This is a genomic window from Duganella lactea (assembly GCF_009857505.1).
Lineage (GTDB): Bacteria > Pseudomonadota > Gammaproteobacteria > Burkholderiales > Burkholderiaceae_D > Rugamonas > Rugamonas lactea.
The window spans coordinates 33,553-56,543 of record NZ_WWCP01000032.1; the positions used below are offsets into that span (position 1 = coordinate 33,553).

Here is a 22,991-nt window from a genome sequence, read left to right on the forward strand (position 1 = left end):
GCCTTGGGTTAGCCGATGGCGGCGCGGCCGAGGGCCGGATCGTCGGTGAAGAAGCCGTCAATGCCGGTGGCGATGTAGCGTTTCATCTCGGCGATCGAGCCGGCTTCATTGCGGGCGGTCAGCGCGCCGTCGCGGAAGTCGGCGGCGAGGAACTGGTTCTCCGGACGGAAAGTCCATGGCTCCACCCGCAGACCGGCCTTGTGCGCATCCTCCACCAGCGACGACGGCGCGGCCAGGCTACCATCCTTGTTCAGCGGGATGACCGAGCGCGTCGGTGGCGCCACCACATCGGCATACTGGGCGATGTCACGCAGCCCGGCCGGCGTGCACATCTGCGCGAAGGTCAGCGTGCCGCCCGCCGCGGCCACGTCCATCGGCCGCACCGGCTCGCCGATGACCAGCTGCATCAGGCGCAGATTGGCGCGGCGGCCCAGCTTGCCGCGCAGGTATTTCAGATTGGCCACCTCAAACGATTGGATCTCGACCGGGTTGCGGCGCGTGTAGTCGTGCGCGGCCAGAATCGACAGGAAGCGGTCTTCCAGCGGCAGGCCGACGCTGGCGAAATAGGTCGAGTGCTTCAGCTCGGGCACGAGGCCGATGATGCGCCCGCGCGCCGCCGCCTCGGCGGCGACGAAGTCGATCATCTCTTCAAACGTCACCACCTGGAACATGCCGTTGTACTGCGCGTTGCCCGGACGGAATTGCGGGATGCGCTCGACCGCGCGCAGCGTTTTCAGCTCGGCCAGCGTGAAGTCGTCGACGAACCAGCCTTCGTGGGTTTCGCCGTCGATGGTTTTGCGGGTCTTGCGGCTGGCGAACTCGGCCCGCGTGCCGACGTCGGTGGTCTCGCTGAGGAAGGCCTCGTGGCGCGCGACCAGCACGCCGTCCTTGGTGCTGACCAGATCCGGTTCGACATAGTCGGCGCCATCGGCGATCGCCTTGGCGTAGGACGCCAGCGTGTGTTCGGGACGCAGCGCGCTGGCGCCGCGGTGGCCGAACACCAGCGGCCGGCCGGGACCGGCGCCGACCGGCGCGACGCCCGGCAGGCCGGACTGGTCGCTGGCCACCGGCGCGGCCGCCAGCACCGACGCCGCCGGCAGCAACAGCGCGGTGCCGGCGGCGGCCGCCGCCGTCTGGATGAAGCCGCGACGCGAGAGCCGCGTCGGCAAATAAAGTGTGTTCATCAGAAGTCTGCCATCAAAGTGAGGAAGCCCTGGCGCGGGGCGATAGGGAAGGTATTGTACGTGCCGCTGGCCGCGCCGACCACCACGTTGAGGTCACCCTTGCGGTTGGCCAGGTTGGTCACGTTCACACGATAGCGCGCGTTCTTCACCCAGCCGCCGTTGAGGAAGCCCAGCTTGCCCGACACGCCCAGGTTCATCAGGAAGTAGCTGTTCACCTGCAGGTCGTTGGTGTACGTGGCGTAGCGCTTGCCGACATAGTCGCCGCCCAGTTGGAACTCGGTGTCGGCCACGGTCACGGTGGCGACGAATTTGTCCATCCATTCCGGGCTGCCCGGCACTTTTTTGCCGGCGGTCGGTACCACGGCGTTGCCGTTCATGTAGTTGTCGTCGTACTTGGACTGGTTGTACGACAGCGCGTTGTACAGCGAGAAGTTGCGGCCGAAGTGCAGCGTGCCGGAAAGATCGACGCCGTCGGTCTTGACGCTGCCGACGTTGGTCAGCACCGCCAGGTTGCCGCCGATAATGGAGGTGATCACCGAGGTCGGGCTGATCTGCAACAGGCGGTTCTTGAAGTCGACGTGGTAGACGTTGACCTGGCCGTCGAAGCCGGTCAGCACGTCGCCGTTCAGCTGGTGGCTGGTACGCAGGCCGGCTTCGTAGGTGACCGAGGTTTCCGGCTTGGCGCTCGATTTGAACAGGTCGAACGCGCTCTGGCTCGACAAGCTCCATGGCGATGCGCCGCCACCGCCGTAGGTGACGAACTGGCGCATGTTCTTCTGGATGTTGAAGAAGGCCTGGTCTTGCGCGGTGATGTCCCAGCGGCCGCCGAACTGTGGCAGGAACCATTGCTTGGTGTCGATCTTGCCGACCGGCAGAGCGGTCGAGTTGGCGATCGCGCCGGCCTTCGGCTGAACCGGGAACTGGCCGTCGGCGAATTGCAGGCTGGACTTGAAGCCGGCCGTCAGCGCCATGTCGGGACGCAGGCGCCATTCATCCTGCAGGTGCAACTGGACCACCTTGTTGTCGATCTCGCTGCCGTACTGGGTGATCAGCGGGTTGGCCGGACGGTCGTAAGGCGAGCTTGGATTGTTGACGTCCAGCGCGTACCAGCGGCGGTAGGCCGACGAGCGGTTATGCTCGAACCACAGGCCGGTTTGCAGCGTGTGCTCGCCCAGTTCGGTCCTCAGCGTCGACAGCCAGCCGTTGCGGTTGATCGCGTATTCGGTGGTGCGGGTCGCATAGCCCGAGTTGCCGAAGACCTGCTTCAGGTTCTGGCCCGGGAAGTAGACCGAGAACAGCGCCGGCAGGCCGGCCACGCCGATCGGACCGGCCACCACGCCAACGCCGTCATCGTTGTGGTAGTAGATCTGGTTGGACCAGGTGGTGGCCTCGCCCAGGTTCATGTCGAACTTGGCGTAGGTCAGATAGTCGGTACGCTGGGCGTCGCTGTAGTAGTTGCGGTAGTTGTTGCCATCGGCGGCCGGCGTCGCGCCGGTTGGCGACAGGTAGCTCAGCGCCTGCTGGAAGTCCGGGTACATGAACGGACGGGTGTAGGGCTGGTATTTCTCGGTGGCCGAGTGCACCGTGCTGTCCTCGTTCGGCTCGATCTTGTCCGAATAGGCGACGTACAGGGTCAGCTTGCCGAGGCTGTTGTTGTTGATGAACTTGGCGTTGACCTGATCGCCGCCCTGGCGGCCGTTGAAGTCCCAGGCTTTCTGCTCGTGGTGCGCGGCGGAGAGGTAGGCGCTGTTGCCGTCGCCGAAGTTGCCGGTGTCGTAGCGCAGGAAGGTGCGCGAGGTCTTGTAGCTGCCCACCGTCTGCTGCGCCGAGAAGTTGCGGTTCGGCAGCGGGTTGCTGGAGAAGGTTTCGATGGTGCCGCCCAGGTTGCTGGTGGAGGCGGTGGCCAGGTCGCCGGCGCCCGACGACAGGATCACCCGGCCGACGTTTTCGCTGGTGATGGCGCGCTGCGGCGACAGGCCGTTGTAGTTGCCGTATTGCTGGTCGCCCAGCGGCACACCGTCCATGGTGTAGCCCAACTGCTGGCCGCTGAAGCCGTGGATGAACAGCGACAGGTTTTGCTCGTTGTTGCCCCATGGGTCGGCGGTCTGGAAGCTGACGCCCGGCAGCGTCTGCAGCGCTTTCAGCGGGTTGATGCCCGGCAGGATTTTTTGCATGTCATTCTTGCCCAGTTCGACCGACGAGCGGGTCTTGCGGGTGGCCACTTCCACGGTGGCGATCGGCGCGGCGGCGGCGGCTTCGGTGACGGTTTCGGCGGCCGGGGTGTCGGCCATGTCGGCGACGGCGGCGGCCACATTGGCGGCCATGGCCAGCAGCGGGATGCTCAGTGCGGCGACGCGAACGACGGAGAAAGGTTTGTTCATTATGTGCTCAGGTGGATGGATGAATGACGCTGGGCATCATAGGGGCGGAGTGTGACCGGATCATGACGTGCACATGCGTTACACTGCTGTCTGGAAATAAGGAGATACGCACCATGCAGAAATTTTTGTTGGCGGCCTTGCCGATGCTGTTGGCGGGCTGCGCCATCGACCAGTCGAAGTTGGGCCATTTCGTCACGCAGACCGTGCAGCCGGGTATGCCGCTGGAGCAGGCGCTGGTGCGCATGCAGGCCGAGGGCTTCTATTGCAACGCCGGCAGTGGCGCCGACGCGGTGATTCCGTGCACGCGCACCTATCCGCGTCTGGTCCGGAAAGACTGCCTGGAGCGTGTCGATCTGGTGCGCAGCGCGACCTCGGCAAAAACCCTGGGCGCCATCGATGTGCTGGAAGTGCAGTGTCCGCGATGATCAAGCGTCCTCGTTTTTTGCCGGATAACTTTACGCTGGCCATGATCGCGACGGTGGGCGCGGCCAGCCTCTTCCCCTGCCACGGCCAGGGCGCCGTGGTCTTCAACAACATCACCCATGTGGCGGTGTCGCTGCTGTTCTTCCTGCACGGCGCCAAGTTGTCGCGCGAGGCGGTGATCGCCGGCGTCACGCACTGGCGTTTGCACCTGCTGGTGATGCTGTGTACCTTCGCGCTGTTCCCGCTGCTGGGACTGGCGCTGAAGCCCTTGCTGACACCGCTGGTGACGCCGGACCTGTATCTGGGCATCCTGTTCCTGTGCATGCTGCCATCGACGGTGCAGTCGTCGATCGCGTTCACGGCGGCGGCGCGCGGCAATGTGCCGGCGGCGATTTGCAGCGCGTCGGCGTCCAACCTGTTTGGCATCTTTATCACGCCGGTGCTGGTGGGCTTGCTGACGAGCGCGCAGATGTCGGGTGGTTCGCCGCTGGAGTCGGCCGGGCAGATCGCCTTGCAACTGCTGCTGCCGTTTATTGCCGGCCAGGTGGCGCGGCGCTGGATAGGCGCGTGGGTGGAAAAGCACAAGCCGCTGACGCGCCTGGTCGATCAGGGCTCAATTTTGCTGGTGGTGTACACCGCGTTCAGCGAGTCGGTGGGCGAGGGCTTGTGGCATCAGGTGTCGTGGACCACGCTGGCCGGCCTGATTTTTATCAGCGCGTTGTTGCTGGCATTGGTGATGCTGATCAGCGCGCAGGCGGCGCGGCGTCTGGGCTTCAATCGTGAGGACCGGATTGCGATTGTGTTCTGCGGTTCCAAGAAGAGCTTGGCCAGCGGCGTGCCGATGGCCAAGATTCTGTTCGCCGGCGGCGCGCTGGGCGCCGTTGTGTTGCCGCTGATGCTGTTCCATCAGTTGCAGCTGATGGTCTGCGCGGTGCTGGCGCAGCACTACGCCAAGCAAGTGGATTAGTCGCCTCGCCGCCGTTTCTTAGTGCTTGGCGTCGCTGGCGGCGATCAGCGTTGCGACCGGATCAGTGCTGGCAAACAGCTGCGCGCAATCGACCTTGTCGTACTCATAGTGCTTGCCGCAGAAGTCGCAGTCGACCCCCACCTGGCCTTGCTCGGCGATCACACTGTCGATTTCCTCGCGGCCCAGCATCTTGAGCATATTGCCGACCTTCTCGCGCGTGCAGCTGCAATGGAATTGCGGATGCAGCGGATCGAACACGCGGATCGTCTCTTCCCAGAACAAACGCTGGATCAGCACGTCGATGCCGGTTGTCAGCAGCTCCTGCTCCTTCAGCGTCGAACCAAGGATGACCGCGCGGTTCCAGGTTTCCAGCGCCTCTTCCTCGTTCAGCGGCGTGGCCTCCGCCTTGCCGCCGTGGTAAGGCAGTTTTTGCAGCAGCAGGCCGCGCGAGACGTGGTCGTCCGCCGCCAGCCACAGCTTGGTGTCGAGCTGTTCCGAACGCAGCATGTAGTTTTCAATGACCGTCGCGACGTCGTCGCCGTCCAGCGGCACGATGCCCTGATACGGCTGCTGGCCCGGGACTTTTTCCAGCGGGTCCAGCGTGATCACGAAGCGGCCTTTGCCGTGCGCGTTCAGCAGCGTGGTCAGCGTGGCGTCGTCGGCGACCGTGGCGCCTTGGGTGAGCTTGGCGGTGGCGCGCAGGCGCAGATCGGCGTCGCACTCGACCACCAGCAGGTTCACCGGACCGTCGCCGTGGATCTGCATGACGATGGAACCGTTGAATTTCAAATTGGCCGACAGCAGCGCGGCGGCGGCCGTCATCTGGCCCAGCACTTTCTTGACCGCGGCCGGATAGTCGTGCCGCGCTTGCACCTCGCGCCAGGTGGCGGAGATGTCGATCAGCTCGCCGCGCACGGCGGCGTTGTCGAAGATAAATTTCTGCAGGGTGTCCTGGCCCGTGGTAGGGGTGGTGCTCATTGTTTTATCCAATCTTTTTGAGTTGCGTCTTGAACAGTTGACCGCGTTTGACATAGCTGTCGGCGCTGCCTTGCAGGGCGGCGACTTCCTCGGCCGTCAGTTGGCGCGCGACCTTGGCCGGCGCGCCGATGATCAGCGAGTGGTCGGGGAAGCGCTTGCCTTCGGTGACCAGCGCGCCGGCGCCGACCAGGCAACCCTTGCCGATCGTCGCGCCGTTGAGGATCACCGCCTGAATGCCGACCAGCGAACCGTCGCCGATGGTGCAGCCATGCAGCATGGCCTGGTGGCCGATGGTCACGTTGCGGCCCACGGTCAGTGGGTAGCCGATGTCCGTGTGCATCACCGTGCCTTCCTGCACGTTGCTGTTGTCACCGATGGTGATACGCTCGTTGTCGCCGCGCAGCGTGGCGCCGAACCACACGGAGGTGTTGTCGTGCAAGCTGACTTTGCCGACGATCGTGGCATTATCGGCAACAAATGCCGATGCGGCGATCTCCGGCGCGTGATCGCCTAGTTGATATAGTGACATTGGAACCTTGCTGAGTACGGTGGGATAGCGCTATTTTACGCTGGCTTTTCGCTTGCCCGGCTATCGAACGGTCGTGCTATTATTTTGCTTTGCGGCTAGCAAGGTTCCGATATGGCGCCAGCCCCACCATTTTCAAGGCGATCAAGATGAGCAAGCACACTCCATCCCGTTCCGAATTCCTGACCATACGCGGCCTGCGCTGTCATGTGCGCCACTGGGGGCGGGACGGCGCGCCCAAGCTGTTCATGATGCATGGCTGGATGGACGTCGGCGCGTCGTTCCAGTTCGTGGCGGACGCCCTGCAGGGCGACTGGCATGTGATCGCGCCGGACTGGCGCGGTTTCGGCCTGTCCCAGCGCAGCGGGCTGGACACCTACTGGTTCCCGGACTACCTGGCCGACCTGGACGCCATCCTGCGTCACTACTCGCCGGAGCAGGCGGTGTATTTGCTGGGCCACAGCATGGGCGGCAACATCGTCGGCCTGTACGCCGGCGCGCGGCCGGAGCGCATCCGCAAGCTGATCAACCTGGAGGGCGCCGGCCTGAAGGGCGCCAAGCCGGAGCAGGCGCCGGGGCGTTACGCCAAGTGGATGGACAGTCTGCTGGAACAGCCGGAGATGCGCGGCTACCCGACCCAAGCGGCGGTCGCCGCGCGGTTGCAGAAAACCAACCCGCGCCTGAGCGACGACAAGGCCGCCTTCCTGGCGCAGCACTGGTCGGCGCGGAACGACGCCGGCGAATGGGAAATTCTCGGCGACCCGGTGCACAAGCAGGCCGGTCCGCTGCCGTATCACGTCGACGACGTGATGGCCTGCTGGCAAGCCATCACCGCGCCGGTGTTGTGGGTGGAAGCCGACCAGACCAATATGTGGGACTGGATGGGGGGCAAGCCGGCCGGCCGGGCCGAACTGGACCGCCGCCTCGGCCACCTGCGCGACGTCACCCGGAAAATGGTCTACGACGCCGGCCACATGCTGCACCATGACCAACCGCAAGCGCTGGCGCAGATGATCGAGGAATTCCTCGCCAGCTAACCATGTACAATGGCTGATATGAAAGTCGATCTGCATTGCCATTCCAACGTCTCCGATGGCGTCCTTGCTCCCGCCGTGGTGGCGGCAACCGCCCGCGAGGCGGGGGTGGATGTCTGGGCGCTGACTGACCACGATGAGGTCGGCGGCATTCCCGCCGCGCGCGCGGCGGCCGCACAGCAGGGTATGCGCTTTGTCACCGGCGTGGAGATTTCCATCACCTGGGCCAAGGAGACGGTGCACATCGTCGGGCTGCGGTTTGACGAAAACAACCGGGCGCTGGTCGAGGGCCTGGCCCACACCCGTTCCGGCCGCGACAACCGCGGCCGCGAGATCGCCAAACAGCTGGAGTTGATCGGCATCGGCGGCGCTTACGAGGGCGCGCTGAAATATGTCGGTAACCCGGACCTGATGTCGCGCACCCACTTCGCGCGCTATCTGGTGGAAATCGGCGCCTGTCCCAGCACCGCCGACGTGTTCAAGAAATATCTGTCGGAAGGCAAGCCGGGCTATGTGCCGCATAGCTGGGCGACGCTGGAACAGGCGGTCAACTGGATACGCAACGCGGGCGGCATCGCCGTCATCGCCCATCCGGGCCGCTACCGCTTCACACCGCTGGCGCAGGGCGAGCTGTTCGAGCAGTTCAAGCAGCTGGGTGGCGCCGCCATCGAGGTGGTGACCGGCAGCCACACGCCGGACCAGTATCCGGTCTATGCGCAACTGGCCAACTATTACGGCTTCCTGGCCTCGCGCGGCACGGATTTTCACGCGCCGGGCGAGTCGCGCGTGGATTTCGCCGCGCTGCCGCCGTTGCCGCCCAATGTCACACCGGTCTGGCACGACTGGTTCTGAGTGACGCTCATCAGCGCGGTGAATTATCGCCGGGCGGCATCTTGATTTTGCGTTAAGCCGGTCTTACTTTATGATCTGGGCTGTTGCCCGTACTGGAGACCCTTACATGAAACGCATAGTCCTGTTTATCGCCACCAATCTGGCCGTGATGCTGGTGCTGTCCATCGTCCTGTCGCTGCTGGGTATCGGCCGTCCAGGATCGGGCGGCGAGCTGCAACTGGGCAGCCTGCTGGCCTTCTCGCTGGTGGTCGGTTTTACCGGCGCCATCTTCTCGTTGCTGATCTCCAAGCCGATGGCCAAATGGTCGACCGGCGCGCGGGTGATCGACAATCCGTCCAATTCCACCGAGCTGTGGCTGGTGAACACCGTGCGCACGTTGTCCGAGCGGGCCGGCATCGGCATGCCGGAGGTGGCCGTCTATGCCGGCGAGCCGAACGCCTTCGCCACCGGCGCCTTCAAGAATTCGGCGCTGGTGGCGGTTTCCACCGGTCTGCTGGAGAGCATGAACCGCGACGAGGTCGAGGCTGTGCTGGGCCATGAGGTCGCCCACATCGCCAATGGTGACATGGTGACCATGACCCTGATCCAGGGCGTGACCAATACCTTCGTGGTGTTCCTGGCGCGTATCGTCGGCTTCTTTGTCGACAATATGCTCAACAAGGGCAACGACGAGCGTCGCGGTCCTGGCATCGGCTACATGGTGACGGTGTTCGTCTGCGAAATCGTGTTCGGCCTGCTGGCCTCGCTGATCGTGGCCTGGTTCTCGCGCCAGCGCGAATTCCGCGCCGACGCCGGTTCGGCCAAGCTGCTGGGCAGCACGATTCCGATGCAGCACGCGCTGGCGCGGCTGAACGGCGTCGAGCCGGGCACGTTGCCGCAGTCGTTCGCCGCCTCGGGCATCAGCGGCGGTCGCGGCGGCTGGGGCGCGCTGTTCTCGACCCACCCGCCGTTCGAGGAGCGCATCGCGGCGCTGCGTAGCGTACAATCTTAAGCATGAGCCAATTTTTCCAGGTACATCCCGTCAATCCGCAAGCCCGTCTGATCAAACAGGCGGCGCAGATCATTCACGGCGGCGGCATCGTCGCCGTGCCGACCGACTCCTGCTATGCGCTGGTGTGCCACCTGGATGACAAGGGCGCCGTCGAGCGCCTGCGCCGCATACGCGGCATCGATGAAAAACACCACCTGACGCTGCTGTGCCGCGACTTGAGCGAACTGGGCGTCTACGCCCGCGTCGACAACCGCCAGTTCCGCCTGCTGAAGGCGGCCACGCCGGGACCGTTCACCTTTATCCTTGAGGCGACCAAGGTGGTGCCGCGCCGGCTCAGCCATCCGTCGCGCAAGACCATCGGCCTGCGGGTGCCGGAGGACGCCATCATTAACGCGCTGCTGGCCGAACTGGACCAGCCGCTGCTGGGCACGACGCTGATCATGCCGGACGAGACCGAGCCGCTCAACGACGCCGACCTCATCTGCGATCGCCTGGGCAAGCAGCTGGAGCTGGTCATCGACGGTGGTGCCTGCAGCATGGAGCCGACCACGGTGATCGACCTGACCGGCGATGACGCCGTGCTGGTGCGTCAGGGCCGTGGCGACGCCGCCGCCTTCGGGCTCTGATCCCCGTTCCACACTAGGCGAGGGCGCCGGCCTTTGACGGCGCCGCAAGTAGGCAATCCAGCCTCTGGTAAAATCCCGCTCCATGGATATCGATAGCATTATTCAGACCGCCACGGTCTACGCCATTCCTGTTCTTTTTGCAATTTCCCTGCATGAGGCCGCGCATGGCTATGTCGCCCGCTACTTCGGCGACCCCACCGCCGCCAATCTTGGCCGGCTCACCGCCAATCCGCTGAAACACATCGATCTGTTCGGCACGATACTGCTGCCGCTGTTTCTGGCGCTGATCAAGCTGCCGCCGCTGGGCTTCGCCAAACCGGTGCCGGTGGATTTCGGCAACTTGCGCAATCCGAAAAAGCAGATGGCGTTCGTGGCCGCCGCCGGTCCCGCCGCCAATTTTGTCATGGGCCTGGGCTGGATGCTGCTGTGGGTGGTGTGCGCCTATGTGTTCCGCCTGACCGACGATGATTTCTTCGTCAATATGACCAAGGCCGGCATTGGCGTGAACTCGGCGATGTGCGTGTTCAACCTGATTCCGCTGCCGCCGCTCGATGGCGGGCGCATCGTCACCGGCCTGTTGCCGATGTCGCTGGCGCGGCCGTATGCGCGGATCGAGCGCTACGGCCTGTTCGTGTTTATCGGCCTGATCGTGCTGCTGCAGATGAATGTGCTGACGGGCTTCCTGGTATCCGGCATGCACCTGCTGCAGGTGGTGTGGTATGAGCTGTCCTGGCCGCTGCGCGCATTGTTCAGCTGAGGCACGCCATGTATCCCGATCGCGTCGTCTCCGGCATGCGTCCCACCGGCTCCATGCATCTGGGCCACTATCATGGGGCGCTGAAAAACTGGATCAGGCTGCAGACCGAGCTGCCGTGCCTGTTCTTCGTGGCCGACTGGCACGCGCTGACCACGCACTACGACGACCCCAGCGTCATCGAGCGCAGCACCTGGGACATGCTGATCGACTGGCTGGCCGCCGGCATCGACCCGTCGCAATCCACGCTGTTCATCCAGTCGCGCGTGCCCGAGCATGCCGAGCTGCAACTGCTGCTGTCGATGGCCACGCCGCTGGGCTGGCTCGAACGTGTGCCGACCTACAAGGACCAGATCGACAATTTGGCCAATAAAGACCTGGCAACCTATGGCTTCCTCGGCTATCCACTGCTGCAGGCGGCGGACGTGCTGATCTACCGCGCGAGCCAGGTGCCGGTCGGCGAGGACCAGGTGCCGCACATTGAAATGATGCGCGAGATCGCGCGCCGTTTTAATCACTTGTACGGCAAAGAGAAGGGTTTCGAGGAGAAGGCGCAGGAAGCGGTGAAAAAGCTGGGCAGCAAGCGCGCCAAGCTGTACAACGAACTGCGCACCGACTACCAGCAGGACGGCAAAGACGAGGCGCTGGCGCAGGCCAAGGCCATGCTGGACGACGCCCAAAGCCTGTCGCTGGGCGACCGCGAGCGCCTGTTCGGCTACCTCGAAGGCAGCCGCAAGCTGATCCTGGTCGAGCCGCAGGCGCGCCTGACCGAGGCGTCGCGCCTGCCCGGCCTCGATGGCCGCAAGATGTCCAAGAGCTATGGCAACGCCATCGCGCTGCGCGAGGACAAGGAATCCGTCAGCAAAAAGATCAAGACCATGCCGACCGATCCGGCGCGCGTGCGCCGCACCGACGCCGGCGATCCCGAGCGCTGCCCGGTGTGGCAGTTCCATCAGGTCTATTCTGATTTGCCGACCAGGGAATGGGTGGTCAAGGGCTGCAAATCAGCCGGCATCGGCTGCATCGAATGCAAACAGCCGGTGATTGAAGCGATTATCAGGGAACAGGAACCCATGCACGAGCGCGCCCAGGCGTATCTGGACGACCCCTCGCTGGTGCGCGCCATCGTTGCCGACGGCAATGACGTGGCCCGCAAGCTGGCGCTCGAAACCATGCGCGATGTGCGCGAGGCCATGGGCCTGGCCTATACGTAAATGCAGGTAAAAGCGATGAACGATCAAATCTCCCCTTGGGTGCAGCGCTATGCGCCGCTGGTTCCCGGCGGCGCCGTGCTGGACCTCGCTTGCGGCAGCGGCCGCCATGCGCGCCATCTGGCCGCGCTGGGCCATGAGGTGGTGGCGGTCGACCGCGACGCCAGCGCGCTGGCGGCCGCCTGTGGCCCCGGCATCACCACCAGCGCCATCGATCTGGAAGAGGAGGGCGCGGCCTGGCCGTTTGGTCCGCACCGTTTTGCCGGCATCGTGATCACAAACTACCTGCATCGCCCGCTAATGGCCGATATGTTGGGCAGCCTGGCGCCGAACGGCGTGCTGATTTACGAGACTTTCGCGGCTGGCAACGAGCAGTTCGGCAAGCCGTCGAATCCGGCGTTTTTGCTGCAGCCGGGCGAGCTGCTGGCGCTGGCCGTCGCCCATGGCTTGCGGGTGGTCGCCTTCGAGGACGGCGTCATCGACCATCCAAAAGCTGCCATGGTGCAACGGCTGTGTGCCGTGAAGCCTGACTTTCCGCGGGAGGCGGCGCTGTTGCCGCCATTTTGAGCGCCGATTTGTCTGCCGGAATGCACCACGCGCGCAGCCTATCGACTACAATCGTTGTTTTAATACTTTTCGCAGTGATTACCTATGATTAAGGGCAGCATCGTAGCAATCGTCACCCCGATGCACGCAGACGGCAGTCTGGACTTCGAGGGCTTGAATCAGCTGATCGACTGGCACATTGCCGAAGGTACGGACAGCATCGTCATCGCCGGCACCACCGGTGAATCGGCCACCGTCAGCGTGGAAGAGCATTGCGCGCTGATCAAGGCGGCCGTCACCAAGGTGGCCGGCCGCATTCCGGTCATCGCCGGCGCGGGCGGCAACTCGACCGCCGAGGCGATCAAGCTGACCAGCTTCGCCAAGGAAGCCGGCGCCGATGCTACGCTGCAAGTGGTTCCTTACTACAACCGCCCGACACAGGAAGGCATGTACCAGCACTTCAAGGCCATCGCCACGGCGGTCGACTTGCCGGTGATCCTGTACAACGTGCCTGGCCGTACCGTGGCCGACATGAGCAACGAGACCATCCTGCGCCTGGCGCAGATCCCCAACATCGTCGGCGTCAAGGACGCGACCGGCAACATCGGCCGCGGCTACGACCTGCTGCGTCTGGCGCCGCGCTCGTTCGCCGTCTATTCGGGCGACGACGCCACCGCCATGGCCCTGATGCTGGCCGGCGGCGCCGGCAATATTTCGGTCACCGCCAACGTGGCGCCGCGCATGATGGCCGACATGTGCAAGGCGGCGATGGCCGGCGACATCGCCACCGCCATCGCGCTGAACAATAAAGTCTTCCCGCTGCACCAGAAACTGTTCATCGAACCGAATCCGGTGCCGGTCAAGTGGGCCTTGGCGGCAATGGGCAAAATGCCGTCCGGCATCCGTCTGCCGCTGGTCCCGCTGGCCGAAGACTGCCATGCGGCAGTACGTTCTGCCCTGCACGAAGCCGGCGTACTGTAATATTCGTAGCGACAAGCAACTAGCCCCGACCTGGGTCGGATCATATTTTGCTGCACCTCAGCTTCTTAAGTAACGACATGACTATTCGCAAGACAGCTTTTATTTCCTCGCAGCGCGCCCTGGTGGCCGGCGCCGTGGTGGCGACCGTGACCAGCCTGACGGGCTGCGGCATGATCAGCTCGGTGGTAGGCAACGACAAGGTGGACTACCGCTCGGCCAAGAAGGCCAGCACGCTGGACGTGCCGCCGGACCTGACCCAACTGCAGAAAGACAACCGCTATTCGCTGCCGGACTCGAACAACGGCGTGGCCACCGCTTCCGGTTACAACGCCTCGAAGGCGGCCCAGTCGGGTGCGCTGAACCAGGGCGCGGTCGTGGTGCCCGGCCAGCCAGCCGCCGGCACCGTGGCGCAGACCACGCTGAGCGATATCAAGGTCGAGCGCGACGGCAACCAGCGCTGGCTGATCGTCAAGCAGACGCCGGAACAGCTGTGGCCGCAGTTGAAACAGTTCTGGGAAGACTCGGGCTTCACGCTGTCGCAGGAATTGCCGGCGGCCGGCATCATGGAAACCGAGTGGAACGAGAACCGCGCCAAGATTCCGCAGGACTTCATCCGCAACACCATCGGCAAGGTTTTCGACTCGGTCTATTCGAGCGGCGAGCGTGACAAGTTCCGCACCCGCATCGAGCGCCGCGCCGACGGTTCCAGCGAGATCTACATCAGCCACCGTGGCGTGCAGGAAGTGGCCGTGGGCACCGACAAGGAAAGCACCAAGTGGATGGCGCGCCCGAACGATCCAGGCCTGGAGGCCGAATTCCTGGCCCGTATGATGAACAAACTGGGTAATGGCGGCGAGCAGCTGGCGCAAGCCAAGGACGCCGTCGACAGCGCCATCGTGCAGCCGCAACACGCTTCGCTGGTGGGCACGGGCGCCGACCGCGCCGTGCAGGTGGACGAGGGCTTCGACCGCGCCTGGCGCCGTGTGGGCCTGGCGCTGGACCGCGCCGGCTTCACCGTGGAAGACCGCGATCGTACCCAGGGCATTTACTTCGTGCGTTACATTAACGATACGGCCGAATCGAAAGGCTTCTTCAGCAAGCTGTTCAGCTGGGGCTCGTCGGACGAGGCGGACAAGGAAGCGCAGCGTTATCGCATTTCGGTCAAAGCGGCCGAGGGTAATGCCAGCGTGGTGAAAGTCTTGAGCAACAAGGGTGAGGCGGAAGCCAGCCCGGTCGGCGAAAAGATTCTGACGCTGCTGCATGAGCAATTGAAATAAACTGAAATAAGACCCGCCGCGCATCGCGGCGAAAGAAAACCGCCAGCCTGAGTGCGATGTGATCGCGCCTGGCTGGCGGTTTTTTTATGGTGCCGATAAATGTATTTACAAATCAGCGGACGAAAAAAAACCGGCCAGAGGCCGGTTTTTTTCACAAGCTGATATTACTTCGAAGCAGCTGGAGCCGAAGCGGCTGGAGCGGCAGCGTCAGCTGGAGCCGAAGCGGCTGGAGCAGCAGCGTCAGCTGGAGCCGAAGCGGCTGGAGCGGCAGCGTCAGCGGCTGGAGCGGCTGGAGCTGGAGCAGCTTCTGGAGCAGCTACTGGAGCTGGAGCAGCAGGAGCTTCTTCTTTTTTCGAGCAAGCAGCCAGAGCCACGGCCAGCAGGGAGGCGATCAGCAGGGATTTTTTCATGGATTTTCCTTAGTTAATTCAAAAATTAAACACAGTGTTGCGATTAATAATTACCGGTAATTATCGCTCATTAGGTCGTCTTCGAAGGCTTTCGTACCTAAGAAAAGGTGCCTACCAGACAACGGAAACTTCCTAGCCGAATATTATAGCGATTTTTAGTGCATCGCAATAGTTCAACAAGCTCAACCCAGGATAATTTTGCGGTATCGCAACATTTCGATTCGGACCAATTTTGCGGTTTAGTCCATTGCACTACCGTGTTGACAGCATTCTACTCCTAACTTGCTCATAATCCAGTTGAGTTTGCGTACAAACCGGGGCTGGATGCTAACCAAATTGTAATAAAACGTTCCAAACTGATTTGCAGGTCTGGCACACCGTTAAAAACGGCTTCTCCACGGAAATGTTCGGCATGAAAACGGCGGACAATATCGCGCTGGTCGGCGATGCAGAAGGAGTCCGTCAATTGCCGCAACGACGGCGGCGTGCGGCGCACCTCGATCAAGTGGGCGTAATCGTCGAGCAGGCGCAGGAAGCGCGGCGCGTCGCGCTCGACCGGTTTGCCGTCGTGCGCCACCAGCTCCAGCCGGCCGCCACCTTGGAAGAAGCGGCGCAACTGGGCGTCGCTGGCGCTGCTGCCCAGTTGCCAGATGCTGAAATCCGGGTCGAACATCTGCAGCGTGCGCTCGGCGCGGGACCGGCAGGTGGCCAGATGCTGCTGGAATTCCGCCCGCGTGGTGAAGGGAATGACCTGCCTGTCCATCGTGCCTCCGCGTGCTTAGCCCAACTCCGCCCAGCCGTCCTGATACCAGGTGTACAGCGCCTCCAGCACGTCGTCCGACGCGGCGGCGAATTCCTCCGGTTCCAGGCGGCGGTTGTTGGCCAGCAGTTCCAGCGTGGCCTTGTCGGCCTTGCCGACGCCGAACGATTCACCGTTGATGAAGACGTTCTTGCCGCGATACAGCATCTGCGTCTTGCGCGACAGGACCAGGCCTTTCTTCATCACCGCCTCGCCGAATTTGCCGACGGTGAGCGGCTTGGCCGGGCCGGTGAAGAACACATTGTGTTTCGGCTCCGACAGGTACTCGCCGAGGAAGATGGTGATGTCTTCCTCGGTGAAGCGCACCTTGTTGAGCTCGTCGGCCAGATCGGTCAGCATCTGGCGCGGAATCTCGGCCGGCTTGTCGGTGGCCTTGAGGTCCGGATCCTCATAGCGGCCCGGCAGGTCGATCGAGTCGGCCATGAACTGCAGGAAGCCTTCGCCCAGCTCCTGGTAGGACGGCAGACGGAAGCCGATCGAGTAGGTCTGGCAGTCGCCGATGGCGATGCCGTCGTGCGCGTATTGCGGCGGCAGGTACAGCATGTCGCCCGGGTTCAGCACCAGATCTTCTTCCGGCTCGAAATTGGCCAGGATCTTCAGCGGCAGGCCGTCGATCAGCGTCAGGTCCTTCTGCTTGCCGATGCGCCAGCGGCGCTGGCCCTGGGCCTGCAGCAGGAACACGTCGTAGGAATCGAAATGCGGACCGACGCCGCCGCCATCGGTGGCGAAGCTGATCATCAGATCGTCCAGGCGGGCGTCCGGCAGGAAGCGGAACTGGCGCAGCAGCGCGTCGGCCTTGGCGTCGAACAGGTTGACGCCCTGGACCAGCATGGTCCATTGCTGCTTGTCGCGCGGCGGCAGTTCGGCCAGCGGGCCGTGTTGCAGCGACCATTGGCCGTCGAAGCCGGTGACCAGGCGCGATTCGGCGTGGTTGGTGGCGGCCAGTTTGGCCAGCGCGTCAAGGCTGAGCAGCGGCTTGAAGCCGGGGATGGCGTTGCGGATCAGGAGCGGCTTTTTATGCCAGTAGTCGCGCAGGAACTGCGCCGGCGTGATGTCGCCGAGGAGCGGTAATTTTTTCATACCGCATTATAAACCGGGCCGCGCCCAACCCCACCCCTAAGCGTCGCCCGCCGTCGTCATTCCCGAGCGGGACGCGCGGCAGGTCCGCCGGCGATCCAAGGTATAATCCAAGGCTAATTACAGAAAGGAAGCACAAAATGAAGATTGCCAAGAATACAGTCGTGACTGTGAATTACAAACTGTCCGATGCCCAGGACAATCTGATCGAAGACGGCAGTCAGCCCATGGTCTACCTGCATGGCGGCTACGAGAACACGCTGCCGAAAATCGAAGAAGAACTCGACGGCAAGGAAGTCGGCTATTCGTCCATCATCCAGATCGAACCGGAAGACGCGTTCGGCGACTACGACGCCTCGCTGGTGAAAGTGGAAGAGCGCAACCGCCTGCCGGAACCGCTGGAAGTGGGCATGCAGTTCGAAGGCATGCCGGATGGCGAAGGCGGCGCGGAAGAAGCCATGATCTTCACCGTGACCGACATCGCCGACGACAAAGTGGTCCTGGACGGCAATCACCCGCTGGCCGGCATGGCGCTGCGCTTCGCGCTGAGCGTCGCCGACGTGCGCGAAGCCACCGATGAAGAAATCGCCCACGGCCACGTGCACGGCGCCCACGGTCACCATCACGACGAAGATGATGAAGGCGAGGAAGGCGATCACGTCGCCATCCACCCGATTCACTAATCGTTCGGCGCCGCAGCGCTGCCGCCCTTGATCGAGAACAGGGCGGCGGCGCCCGGCGCCACGCGCACTTCGGCCCAGTCGGCGGCCATGTTCACGTGCCCCACATTGCCGCGCCATTCGATGGCCGGCTCCACATGCGGCGCGCCCGCCCGCGGCGCTTGCGCATCAATCAGCAGCACCTTCCCCTTGTATTTCTCCGCCATCGCCCGGATTTGCTTGCGCACCTCGGCAAAGCCATCGTGTTTGCTCTGGAACGACGGCAGCAGCGAGAAGCCTGCGTCCTCCGTCACGCCGGGATCGCCGTCCGAGAACAGCACCAGTCCCGCCATCTTCTGCCGGTCGGCCATCGAGAACAAGCGGTGCAGCCAGGCGCGGTTGGCCACCAGCCGGTCTTCATACTCGCTGTTGCGGCCCGCTTCCGGGCGATAGTGGTTGTTGTTCGCCGGCAGATTGATGGTGGCGAACAGCACCTTGTTGACTTCCCAGTGCGCGTTCTCGGCATAGCTGCGGAACTTGGCGGTGGACGACAGGCGCGTTACCTGAATGCGGCGGATGCCGAGCGACTCGCTGTCGGCATAAAACAGTTCGCGCAGGCGGTTCAGCCGTTCGATGGCGTTGGAGCGGCCGGCGGAGTTGAGACAGGCGCTCCAGTCGCTGCCTGCCAGCGACACCACCATCGGCCCCGAGGACTCATTCAGCAGCGCGCGGCGCTGCGCGTACAGTGTGTCGCTGCAAGGCTCGCTGGCGGCCTTGATGCCGGTGGCAACCACAAAGGCCGGATAGTTCTGCGAGGCGTCGGCGACGGCGCGCTGCAGCGCCGCCTCATCGCGCCCATGCTGCAGCGGATGGCCGATGACGCCGAACACGAACGGCTTTTGCGGCGGCGTGGCCGCTGTGATCGGCGGCATGGCGTGGGCGCCCGCCGCCAGCGCCGTGGCGGCGGCCAGCAGTGCGAGACGGGCGCGCGCGCCGCGCATCATGCCTGCGCCGACTCCGTCAGGCGCTTCAGCTGATACAGGCGTTCGAGCGCCTCGCGCGGGGTCAGCGCGTCCGGATCGAGATCGTCCAGCGCGTCCAGCAGTTCGCGCATGGCCGGGCTGGTGGCGGCGGTCGCCGGTGCGGCCACCTCCTCGTCGTTGGCGTCGATCGACGGCGCGGCGAACAGGTCCAACTGCGGCGTGGCGTCCAGCGCCTGCGCCTCCAGCCGCGCCAGGTGCTTGCGCGCGGCCTTGATCACCGGCTGCGGCACGCCCGCCAGCTGCGCCACCTGCAAGCCGTAGCTCTGCGAGGCCGGGCCTTCCTGCACCGCGTGCAGGAACACGATGGTGTCCTTGTGCTCCACCGCCGACAGGTGCACGTTGCTGGCGGTCGGATGGTTGTCCGGCAGTTGCGTCAGCTCGAAGTAGTGGGTCGCGAACAGCGAGAAGCTGCGGCTGGTTTCAATCAAATGGCGCGCGATGGCCCAGGCCAGCGCCAGACCGTCGAAGGTCGAGGTGCCGCGGCCGATTTCGTCCATCAGCACCAGCGAGTGCTCGGTGGCGCCGTTGAGGATGGCGGCGGCCTCGGTCATCTCCACCATGAAGGTCGAGCGGCCGCCGGCCAGATCGTCGGTCGCGCCGATGCGGGTGAAGATGCGGTCGATCGGGCCGATCACCGCGCTTTGCGCCGGCACGTAGCTGCCCATGTAGGCCAGCAGCGTAATCAAGGCCACCTGGCGCATGAAGGTCGATTTACCACCCATGTTCGGGCCGGTGATCAGCAGCAGGCGGCGTTCGTCGACGAAGCGGCAGTCGTTGGCGATGAAGCGCTCGATCTGGTTTTCCACCACCGGGTGACGGCCTTCCTTGATGTTGATGCACGACGTGGCCACCAGCTCCGGCGCACACCAGTTGTGGCGCAGCGCGTGGTCGGTGAGGGCGGTCAGCGTGTCCAGCTGCGCCAGCGCCTTGGCGATGCTCTGCAGCGTGCCGATAAACGGCGCCAGATCGCCCAGCAGTTGGTCGTACAGCATCTTCTCGCGCGCCAGCGCGCGGTCCTGGGCCGACAGCGCCTTGTCCTCGAACGCCTTCAGTTCCGGCGTGATGTAACGCTCGCAGTTCTTCAGCGTCTGGCGGCGGCGGTAGTCGTCCGGCACCTTGGTGGCCTGGCCGTTGGTGACTTCGATGTAGAAGCCGTGCACCTTGTTGTACTCCACGCGCAGGTTGGCGATGCCGGTGCGGGCGCGCTCGCGCGTCTCCAGGTCGACCAGGTACTGGCCGGCGTTCTCCGACAGGCCGCGCAGTTCATCCAGCTCGGCGTCGAAGCCGCGCGCGATGACGCCGCCGTCGCGCACCATCACCGACGGTTCCGGCATCACCGCGCGTTGCAGCAGATCGAGGCAGGTCTCCGGCGTGGCGAGGTCGGCGTGGATGGCGGCCAGCAGGCCGTCGGCGCCGCTCAGCGCGCGCTGCATGGCCTGGCGCAGCGCCGGCAATTGCGTCAGGCCGTCGCGCAGGCTGGCCAGGTCGCGCGGACGCGCCGACAGCAGCGCGATGCGGGTGGTGATGCGTTCAATGTCCGGCACCTGCGCCAGCGTGTGCGACAGCGTGCCGGTGGCGTCGGCCTGCGCCAGCGCGGCGATGGCCTGGTGGCGCGCGCGGGCCACGTTCTGGTCGCGGCGCGCGTGGTGCAGCCAGTGGCGCAGCAGGCGCGAACCCATGGCGGTGCGGCAGTGGTCCAGCAGCGAGAACAGCGTCGGCGATTCCTGGCCGCGGATGGTTTCCGTCAGTTCCAGGTTGCGGCGGGTGGCGGCGTCGAGGCCGATGAATTCATTTTCGGTTTCGGTGGTCAGCGTGCGCACGTGCTGCAGGCCGCGCCCCTGCGTCGACTGGGCGTAGCGCAGCAGCGCGCCGGCCGCGCCGAAGGCCGCGCCCAGACCATCGGCGCCGAAGCCGGTCAGCGTCGACACGGCCAACTGGTCCAGCAGCGCCTTGTGGCCGCTGACCACGTCGAAATGCCATTCCGGCACGCGGCTGACGTGGCAGGCGGTGTATTCGTCAAACAGTTCGCCGTTGTCGCCGCGCAGGATCTCGGCCGGCGAGATGCGTTCCAGCTCCTGCTGGATGCGGCTGTTGACGGTGTGGGCGTCGCCCGAGAACTCCATCAGCCGGAGCGCGCCGCTGGCCAGCGACAGCCAAGCCAGGCCGGCGGTGGCCACCTTGCGCTGGCTGATGATGGCCAGCGCGAGCAGCGGGCGTTCCGATTTTTCCGGCAGCAGGTCGGCGTCGGTCAGCGTACCCGGCGTGACCACGCGCATCACCTTGCGTTCGACCGGGCCCTTGCTGGTGGCCGGGTCGCCGATCTGTTCGCAGATGGCGCAGGATTCGCCGATCTTGACCAGCTTGGCCAGATAGCCTTCCAGCGAATGAAACGGCACGCCCGCCATCTTGATCGGCTGACCGCCCGACGAACCGCGCGCGGTCAGCGTGATGCCGAGCAGGCGCGACGCCTTTTCGGCGTCATCGAAGAACAGCTCGTAGAAATCGCCCATGCGGTAGAAGACCAGCATGTCCGGATGCTGGTTCTTGATGCTCAGGTACTGCTGCATCATCGGGGTCAGTTTCTCGGCGGGGCTGTGCTTGACGGCGGCGGCGTTGATTTCGTTCGGGACAGTGGTCATTGTTTCTTCAGGCGATGCGATAAGTCTGGTGTTGCGGGAGCGCAAACCACCCCCGTGCGTAGCCCGTCATTCTACCGCTTTCGGCGTTGAGACTGGTGAAAACGCGTTGCCGCTTCATTGGAGTAAACTGGCGTCGCCAATATGGACCTCAAGGATTCCCTGCGAATAGCTGTCGAACATGCTCGCTCGGGAGAGGATGGCTTGCTGGCGTATTCGTTTAATACGCGTCAAGGCAGTGTAATTGTACTTGCGGATGTCGCTCTGGATGGCGACACGATTATCTGCGGAAACCTATGTGTTTATGAACGGCAAAGTTCTGCAAGAGATAGCCTGGCAAGCGCTTGATAATTTTGTTTCGTCTCAAAGTCGCCGTCCGCGTCATTAAATGTGGGCGTGATGTTCGTTTGCTGGCCGGATTGACCGTAAGCATCAGCTAAACCTTATCCCGCGCGCTACTTACAAATCGATGAACTTTTCAAACTGGATGATCGGCACAGTCTGTCGCGACAGCTCAGACAGAGAAACGCTGACCTCTTCAAAAACATCCCATTGGTTGAGCAGGCTCAGCGCAGCTTCAGCGGCCTCCAACTCCTCCTGAAAATCAAAGTCATGTCCGTGGCGATTCAGAGATTGCAGGCCGCTATTTCGCGGACAGAAGTTGCGGTAGCTTCTGCATCCTGAATGCCTCGACCACAAAATCGACAAAGGCACGGGTCTTCCCTGGCAACAGTTTCTGACTGGTGAAATACAAAGAGATCGGTCCGACGTCGCCATACCAGTTTGGCAGCAAACGCACCAGCGCACCGCTTTCCAGATGGGGCGCCGCGTGTGGGACCGGTATTAGCCCGACGCCAAGGCCCAGCACCACGGCGCGGCTGAGTGCATCCGGATCGTTGACCAGCATGACAGCCCGCTGTTTTGCTGTGACTTCAACGCCGGCGTTGTTGCGCATGACTTGCGTCCGCATGCGGCCGGTTAATGGCGAGCGCATTACGACGCCGGGGAACTCGGCAAGTCCGGCTGGATCTTTGGGACGACGCTGCCCTTGTAACAGCGCCGGCGCTGCCACGGCAATCAGATGGATGCGCGCCAGTTCACGCGCCACCATACCCGGAGGCAGCTCGAATCCCGCGCCGATCGCCGCATCAAAACCCCCCACGATCAGGTCCAGCGGTCGGCTGTCGAACACCCAGTCGGGCGTGACGCCCGGATAACGTTGGAGAAACGCTGGCATCAGCGGCAACAAGAAATCCATACCGAAGCCCGGCGCCGCGCTCAGCTTCAACACCCCGGCCGGTTGCCCGGCATTGACCTTGATGTCGGCGATAGCTTCCTGAATGCTGTCGAGGCCTCCCTGTACGGAGAGCCGAAAACGCTCCCCCGCTTCACTCAGCGTCAGACCGCGCGTGCTGCGCGCGAACAGGCGCACGCCAAGGTTACGCTCCAACAGCGCAACGTTGCGGCTGACCGCTGCAGGTGTCAGGCCCAGTCGGCGGGCCGCAGCAGAAAAGCTGCCGCTCTCGGCACTGCGCACAAATGATTCCAGATTGGCGAGGGTTTCCATAGCGTTGGCTTCAAGTAAAAATTGAAACTGATTATAGTCGATTGCTAC

The 22,991-nt window shown here is 63.8% G+C and carries 23 protein-coding genes; 12 read left to right on the plus strand and 11 right to left on the minus strand.

The window, feature by feature from the left end; all coding sequences use genetic code 11:
* Positions 1 to 8 precede the first annotated feature (8 nt).
* The gene (locus GTP44_RS20950) at positions 9 to 1,184 is read right to left on the minus strand and encodes a glycerophosphodiester phosphodiesterase (protein WP_161020932.1); all 1,176 of its coding nucleotides are present in this window, start codon (positions 1,182 to 1,184) and stop codon (positions 9 to 11) included.
* Complete coding sequence (locus tag GTP44_RS20955) at positions 1,184 to 3,565, minus strand: TonB-dependent receptor (protein WP_161020933.1); 2,382 nt, start codon at positions 3,563 to 3,565, stop codon at positions 1,184 to 1,186. The genes GTP44_RS20950 and GTP44_RS20955 overlap by 1 nt, the downstream gene beginning before the upstream one ends.
* A gap of 113 nt (positions 3,566 to 3,678) precedes the next feature.
* Between GTP44_RS20955 and GTP44_RS20960 the strand changes: the two genes are divergently transcribed.
* Positions 3,679 to 3,990: a hypothetical protein gene (locus GTP44_RS20960; protein WP_161020934.1), complete on the plus strand. Its 312-nt coding sequence runs from the start codon at positions 3,679 to 3,681 to the stop codon at positions 3,988 to 3,990.
* On the plus strand, positions 3,990 to 4,955 hold the full coding sequence (locus tag GTP44_RS20965; RefSeq protein WP_161020957.1) for a bile acid:sodium symporter family protein: 966 nt from the start codon (positions 3,990 to 3,992) through the stop codon (positions 4,953 to 4,955). The genes GTP44_RS20960 and GTP44_RS20965 overlap by 1 nt, the downstream gene beginning before the upstream one ends.
* An 18-nt stretch (positions 4,956 to 4,973) precedes the next feature.
* Here GTP44_RS20965 and hslO read toward each other — a convergent pair whose 3' ends face one another.
* Positions 4,974 to 5,933, minus strand: coding sequence for an Hsp33 family molecular chaperone HslO (gene hslO / locus GTP44_RS20970; protein ID WP_161020935.1), 960 nt, complete (start codon positions 5,931 to 5,933; stop codon positions 4,974 to 4,976).
* Between the two features lie 4 nt (positions 5,934 to 5,937).
* Positions 5,938 to 6,462, minus strand: a complete 525-nt coding sequence (locus GTP44_RS20975) for a gamma carbonic anhydrase family protein (protein WP_160991102.1) — start codon at positions 6,460 to 6,462, stop codon at positions 5,938 to 5,940.
* 146 nt (positions 6,463 to 6,608) lie between these two features.
* On the opposite strand from GTP44_RS20975, the gene GTP44_RS20980 reads away from it, so the two are divergent.
* The 9 genes from GTP44_RS20980 to bamC all read left to right on the plus strand — a co-directional run bounded on the left by GTP44_RS20980 (position 6,609) and on the right by bamC (position 14,731).
* Complete coding sequence (locus tag GTP44_RS20980; RefSeq protein WP_161020936.1) at positions 6,609 to 7,496, plus strand: alpha/beta fold hydrolase; 888 nt, start codon at positions 6,609 to 6,611, stop codon at positions 7,494 to 7,496.
* 9 nt (positions 7,497 to 7,505) lie between these two features.
* Entirely contained in the window at positions 7,506 to 8,345 is an 840-nt protein-coding gene (locus tag GTP44_RS20985) for a 3',5'-nucleoside bisphosphate phosphatase (RefSeq protein WP_161020937.1), read from the plus strand.
* 106 nt (positions 8,346 to 8,451) lie between these two features.
* Positions 8,452 to 9,336 (plus strand): protease HtpX, encoded by an 885-nt coding sequence (gene htpX / locus GTP44_RS20990; RefSeq protein ID WP_161020938.1) that lies wholly within the window; start codon positions 8,452 to 8,454, stop codon positions 9,334 to 9,336.
* A gap of 2 nt (positions 9,337 to 9,338) precedes the next feature.
* A complete protein-coding gene (locus GTP44_RS20995) occupies positions 9,339 to 9,962 on the plus strand; it encodes an L-threonylcarbamoyladenylate synthase (RefSeq protein ID WP_160991106.1) in 624 nt (207 codons plus the stop codon).
* 82 nt (positions 9,963 to 10,044) lie between these two features.
* A complete protein-coding gene (locus GTP44_RS21000) occupies positions 10,045 to 10,719 on the plus strand; it encodes a site-2 protease family protein (RefSeq protein WP_160991107.1) in 675 nt (224 codons plus the stop codon).
* A gap of 8 nt (positions 10,720 to 10,727) precedes the next feature.
* Positions 10,728 to 11,930 carry a tryptophan--tRNA ligase gene (locus tag GTP44_RS21005; protein ID WP_161020939.1) on the plus strand — a complete coding sequence of 401 codons (1,203 nt, stop codon included), beginning with the start codon at positions 10,728 to 10,730 and terminating at the stop codon, positions 11,928 to 11,930.
* Positions 11,931 to 11,945: 15 nt separating this feature from the next.
* Entirely contained in the window at positions 11,946 to 12,494 is a 549-nt protein-coding gene (locus GTP44_RS21010; protein ID WP_161020940.1) for a class I SAM-dependent methyltransferase, read from the plus strand.
* A gap of 84 nt (positions 12,495 to 12,578) precedes the next feature.
* Positions 12,579 to 13,454: a 4-hydroxy-tetrahydrodipicolinate synthase gene (gene dapA, locus GTP44_RS21015; protein ID WP_161020941.1), complete on the plus strand. Its 876-nt coding sequence runs from the start codon at positions 12,579 to 12,581 to the stop codon at positions 13,452 to 13,454.
* A 77-nt stretch (positions 13,455 to 13,531) separates the two neighbouring features.
* Positions 13,532 to 14,731 carry an NlpB/DapX family lipoprotein gene (gene bamC, locus GTP44_RS21020; protein ID WP_202412829.1) on the plus strand — a complete coding sequence of 400 codons (1,200 nt, stop codon included), beginning with the start codon at positions 13,532 to 13,534 and terminating at the stop codon, positions 14,729 to 14,731.
* A 164-nt stretch (positions 14,732 to 14,895) separates the two neighbouring features.
* Here the strand turns inward: bamC and GTP44_RS27650 are convergent, their stop codons facing one another.
* The 3 genes from GTP44_RS27650 to GTP44_RS21035 all read right to left on the minus strand — a co-directional run bounded on the left by GTP44_RS27650 (position 14,896) and on the right by GTP44_RS21035 (position 17,041).
* Complete coding sequence (locus tag GTP44_RS27650; RefSeq protein WP_160991111.1) at positions 14,896 to 15,141, minus strand: hypothetical protein; 246 nt, start codon at positions 15,139 to 15,141, stop codon at positions 14,896 to 14,898.
* 286 nt (positions 15,142 to 15,427) lie between these two features.
* Entirely contained in the window at positions 15,428 to 15,904 is a 477-nt protein-coding gene (locus GTP44_RS21030) for a DUF7931 domain-containing protein (RefSeq protein WP_161020942.1), read from the minus strand.
* 15 nt (positions 15,905 to 15,919) lie between these two features.
* Positions 15,920 to 17,041: a cupin domain-containing protein gene (locus tag GTP44_RS21035; RefSeq protein WP_160991113.1), complete on the minus strand. Its 1,122-nt coding sequence runs from the start codon at positions 17,039 to 17,041 to the stop codon at positions 15,920 to 15,922.
* 137 nt (positions 17,042 to 17,178) lie between these two features.
* Here GTP44_RS21035 and GTP44_RS21040 point away from each other — a divergent pair, with 137 nt between their 5' ends.
* Positions 17,179 to 17,721, plus strand: coding sequence for an FKBP-type peptidyl-prolyl cis-trans isomerase (locus GTP44_RS21040; RefSeq protein WP_161020943.1), 543 nt, complete (start codon positions 17,179 to 17,181; stop codon positions 17,719 to 17,721).
* On the opposite strand, the gene GTP44_RS21045 is transcribed toward GTP44_RS21040, so the two are convergent.
* The 4 genes from GTP44_RS21045 to GTP44_RS21055 all read right to left on the minus strand — a co-directional run bounded on the left by GTP44_RS21045 (position 17,718) and on the right by GTP44_RS21055 (position 22,943).
* Positions 17,718 to 18,701, minus strand: coding sequence for a hypothetical protein (locus GTP44_RS21045; RefSeq protein ID WP_229257016.1), 984 nt, complete (start codon positions 18,699 to 18,701; stop codon positions 17,718 to 17,720). The two genes, GTP44_RS21040 and GTP44_RS21045, sit on opposite strands and share 4 nt — an antisense overlap.
* On the minus strand, positions 18,698 to 21,379 hold the full coding sequence (gene mutS, locus GTP44_RS21050) for a DNA mismatch repair protein MutS (protein ID WP_161020944.1): 2,682 nt from the start codon (positions 21,377 to 21,379) through the stop codon (positions 18,698 to 18,700). The genes GTP44_RS21045 and mutS overlap by 4 nt, the downstream gene beginning before the upstream one ends.
* 456 nt (positions 21,380 to 21,835) lie before the next feature.
* Complete coding sequence (locus GTP44_RS27855; RefSeq protein WP_267875250.1) at positions 21,836 to 21,967, minus strand: hypothetical protein; 132 nt, start codon at positions 21,965 to 21,967, stop codon at positions 21,836 to 21,838.
* A gap of 52 nt (positions 21,968 to 22,019) precedes the next feature.
* On the minus strand, positions 22,020 to 22,943 hold the full coding sequence (locus GTP44_RS21055) for a LysR family transcriptional regulator (RefSeq protein WP_161020959.1): 924 nt from the start codon (positions 22,941 to 22,943) through the stop codon (positions 22,020 to 22,022).
* Between the last annotated feature and the right edge of the window lie 48 nt (positions 22,944 to 22,991).

What these genes read in the sequence shown, in the direction of transcription:
- GTP44_RS21035 (WP_160991113.1), bottom strand. Translation starts at nt 17,041, where the DNA reads ATGAAAAAATTACCGCTCCTCGGCGACATCACGCCGGCGCAGTTCCTG.
- GTP44_RS21045 (WP_229257016.1), bottom strand. Translation starts at nt 18,701, where the DNA reads ATGATGCGCGGCGCGCGCGCCCGTCTCGCACTGCTGGCCGCCGCCACG.
- GTP44_RS20980 (WP_161020936.1), top strand. Translation starts at nt 6,609, where the DNA reads ATGAGCAAGCACACTCCATCCCGTTCCGAATTCCTGACCATACGCGGC.
- GTP44_RS21010 (WP_161020940.1), top strand. Translation starts at nt 11,946, where the DNA reads ATGAACGATCAAATCTCCCCTTGGGTGCAGCGCTATGCGCCGCTGGTT.
- bamC (WP_202412829.1), top strand. Translation starts at nt 13,532, where the DNA reads ATGACTATTCGCAAGACAGCTTTTATTTCCTCGCAGCGCGCCCTGGTG.
- dapA (WP_161020941.1), top strand. Translation starts at nt 12,579, where the DNA reads ATGATTAAGGGCAGCATCGTAGCAATCGTCACCCCGATGCACGCAGAC.
- GTP44_RS21000 (WP_160991107.1), top strand. Translation starts at nt 10,045, where the DNA reads ATGGATATCGATAGCATTATTCAGACCGCCACGGTCTACGCCATTCCT.
- GTP44_RS20955 (WP_161020933.1), bottom strand. Translation starts at nt 3,565, where the DNA reads ATGAACAAACCTTTCTCCGTCGTTCGCGTCGCCGCACTGAGCATCCCG.
- GTP44_RS21040 (WP_161020943.1), top strand. Translation starts at nt 17,179, where the DNA reads ATGAAGATTGCCAAGAATACAGTCGTGACTGTGAATTACAAACTGTCC.
- GTP44_RS21055 (WP_161020959.1), bottom strand. Translation starts at nt 22,943, where the DNA reads ATGGAAACCCTCGCCAATCTGGAATCATTTGTGCGCAGTGCCGAGAGC.
- GTP44_RS20995 (WP_160991106.1), top strand. Translation starts at nt 9,339, where the DNA reads ATGAGCCAATTTTTCCAGGTACATCCCGTCAATCCGCAAGCCCGTCTG.
- GTP44_RS20960 (WP_161020934.1), top strand. Translation starts at nt 3,679, where the DNA reads ATGCAGAAATTTTTGTTGGCGGCCTTGCCGATGCTGTTGGCGGGCTGC.
- GTP44_RS20975 (WP_160991102.1), bottom strand. Translation starts at nt 6,462, where the DNA reads ATGTCACTATATCAACTAGGCGATCACGCGCCGGAGATCGCCGCATCG.
- htpX (WP_161020938.1), top strand. Translation starts at nt 8,452, where the DNA reads ATGAAACGCATAGTCCTGTTTATCGCCACCAATCTGGCCGTGATGCTG.
- GTP44_RS21030 (WP_161020942.1), bottom strand. Translation starts at nt 15,904, where the DNA reads ATGGACAGGCAGGTCATTCCCTTCACCACGCGGGCGGAATTCCAGCAG.
- GTP44_RS20985 (WP_161020937.1), top strand. Translation starts at nt 7,506, where the DNA reads ATGGCTGATATGAAAGTCGATCTGCATTGCCATTCCAACGTCTCCGAT.
- GTP44_RS21005 (WP_161020939.1), top strand. Translation starts at nt 10,728, where the DNA reads ATGTATCCCGATCGCGTCGTCTCCGGCATGCGTCCCACCGGCTCCATG.
- GTP44_RS20950 (WP_161020932.1), bottom strand. Translation starts at nt 1,184, where the DNA reads ATGAACACACTTTATTTGCCGACGCGGCTCTCGCGTCGCGGCTTCATC.
- GTP44_RS27650 (WP_160991111.1), bottom strand. Translation starts at nt 15,141, where the DNA reads ATGAAAAAATCCCTGCTGATCGCCTCCCTGCTGGCCGTGGCTCTGGCT.
- mutS (WP_161020944.1), bottom strand. Translation starts at nt 21,379, where the DNA reads ATGACCACTGTCCCGAACGAAATCAACGCCGCCGCCGTCAAGCACAGC.
- hslO (WP_161020935.1), bottom strand. Translation starts at nt 5,933, where the DNA reads ATGAGCACCACCCCTACCACGGGCCAGGACACCCTGCAGAAATTTATC.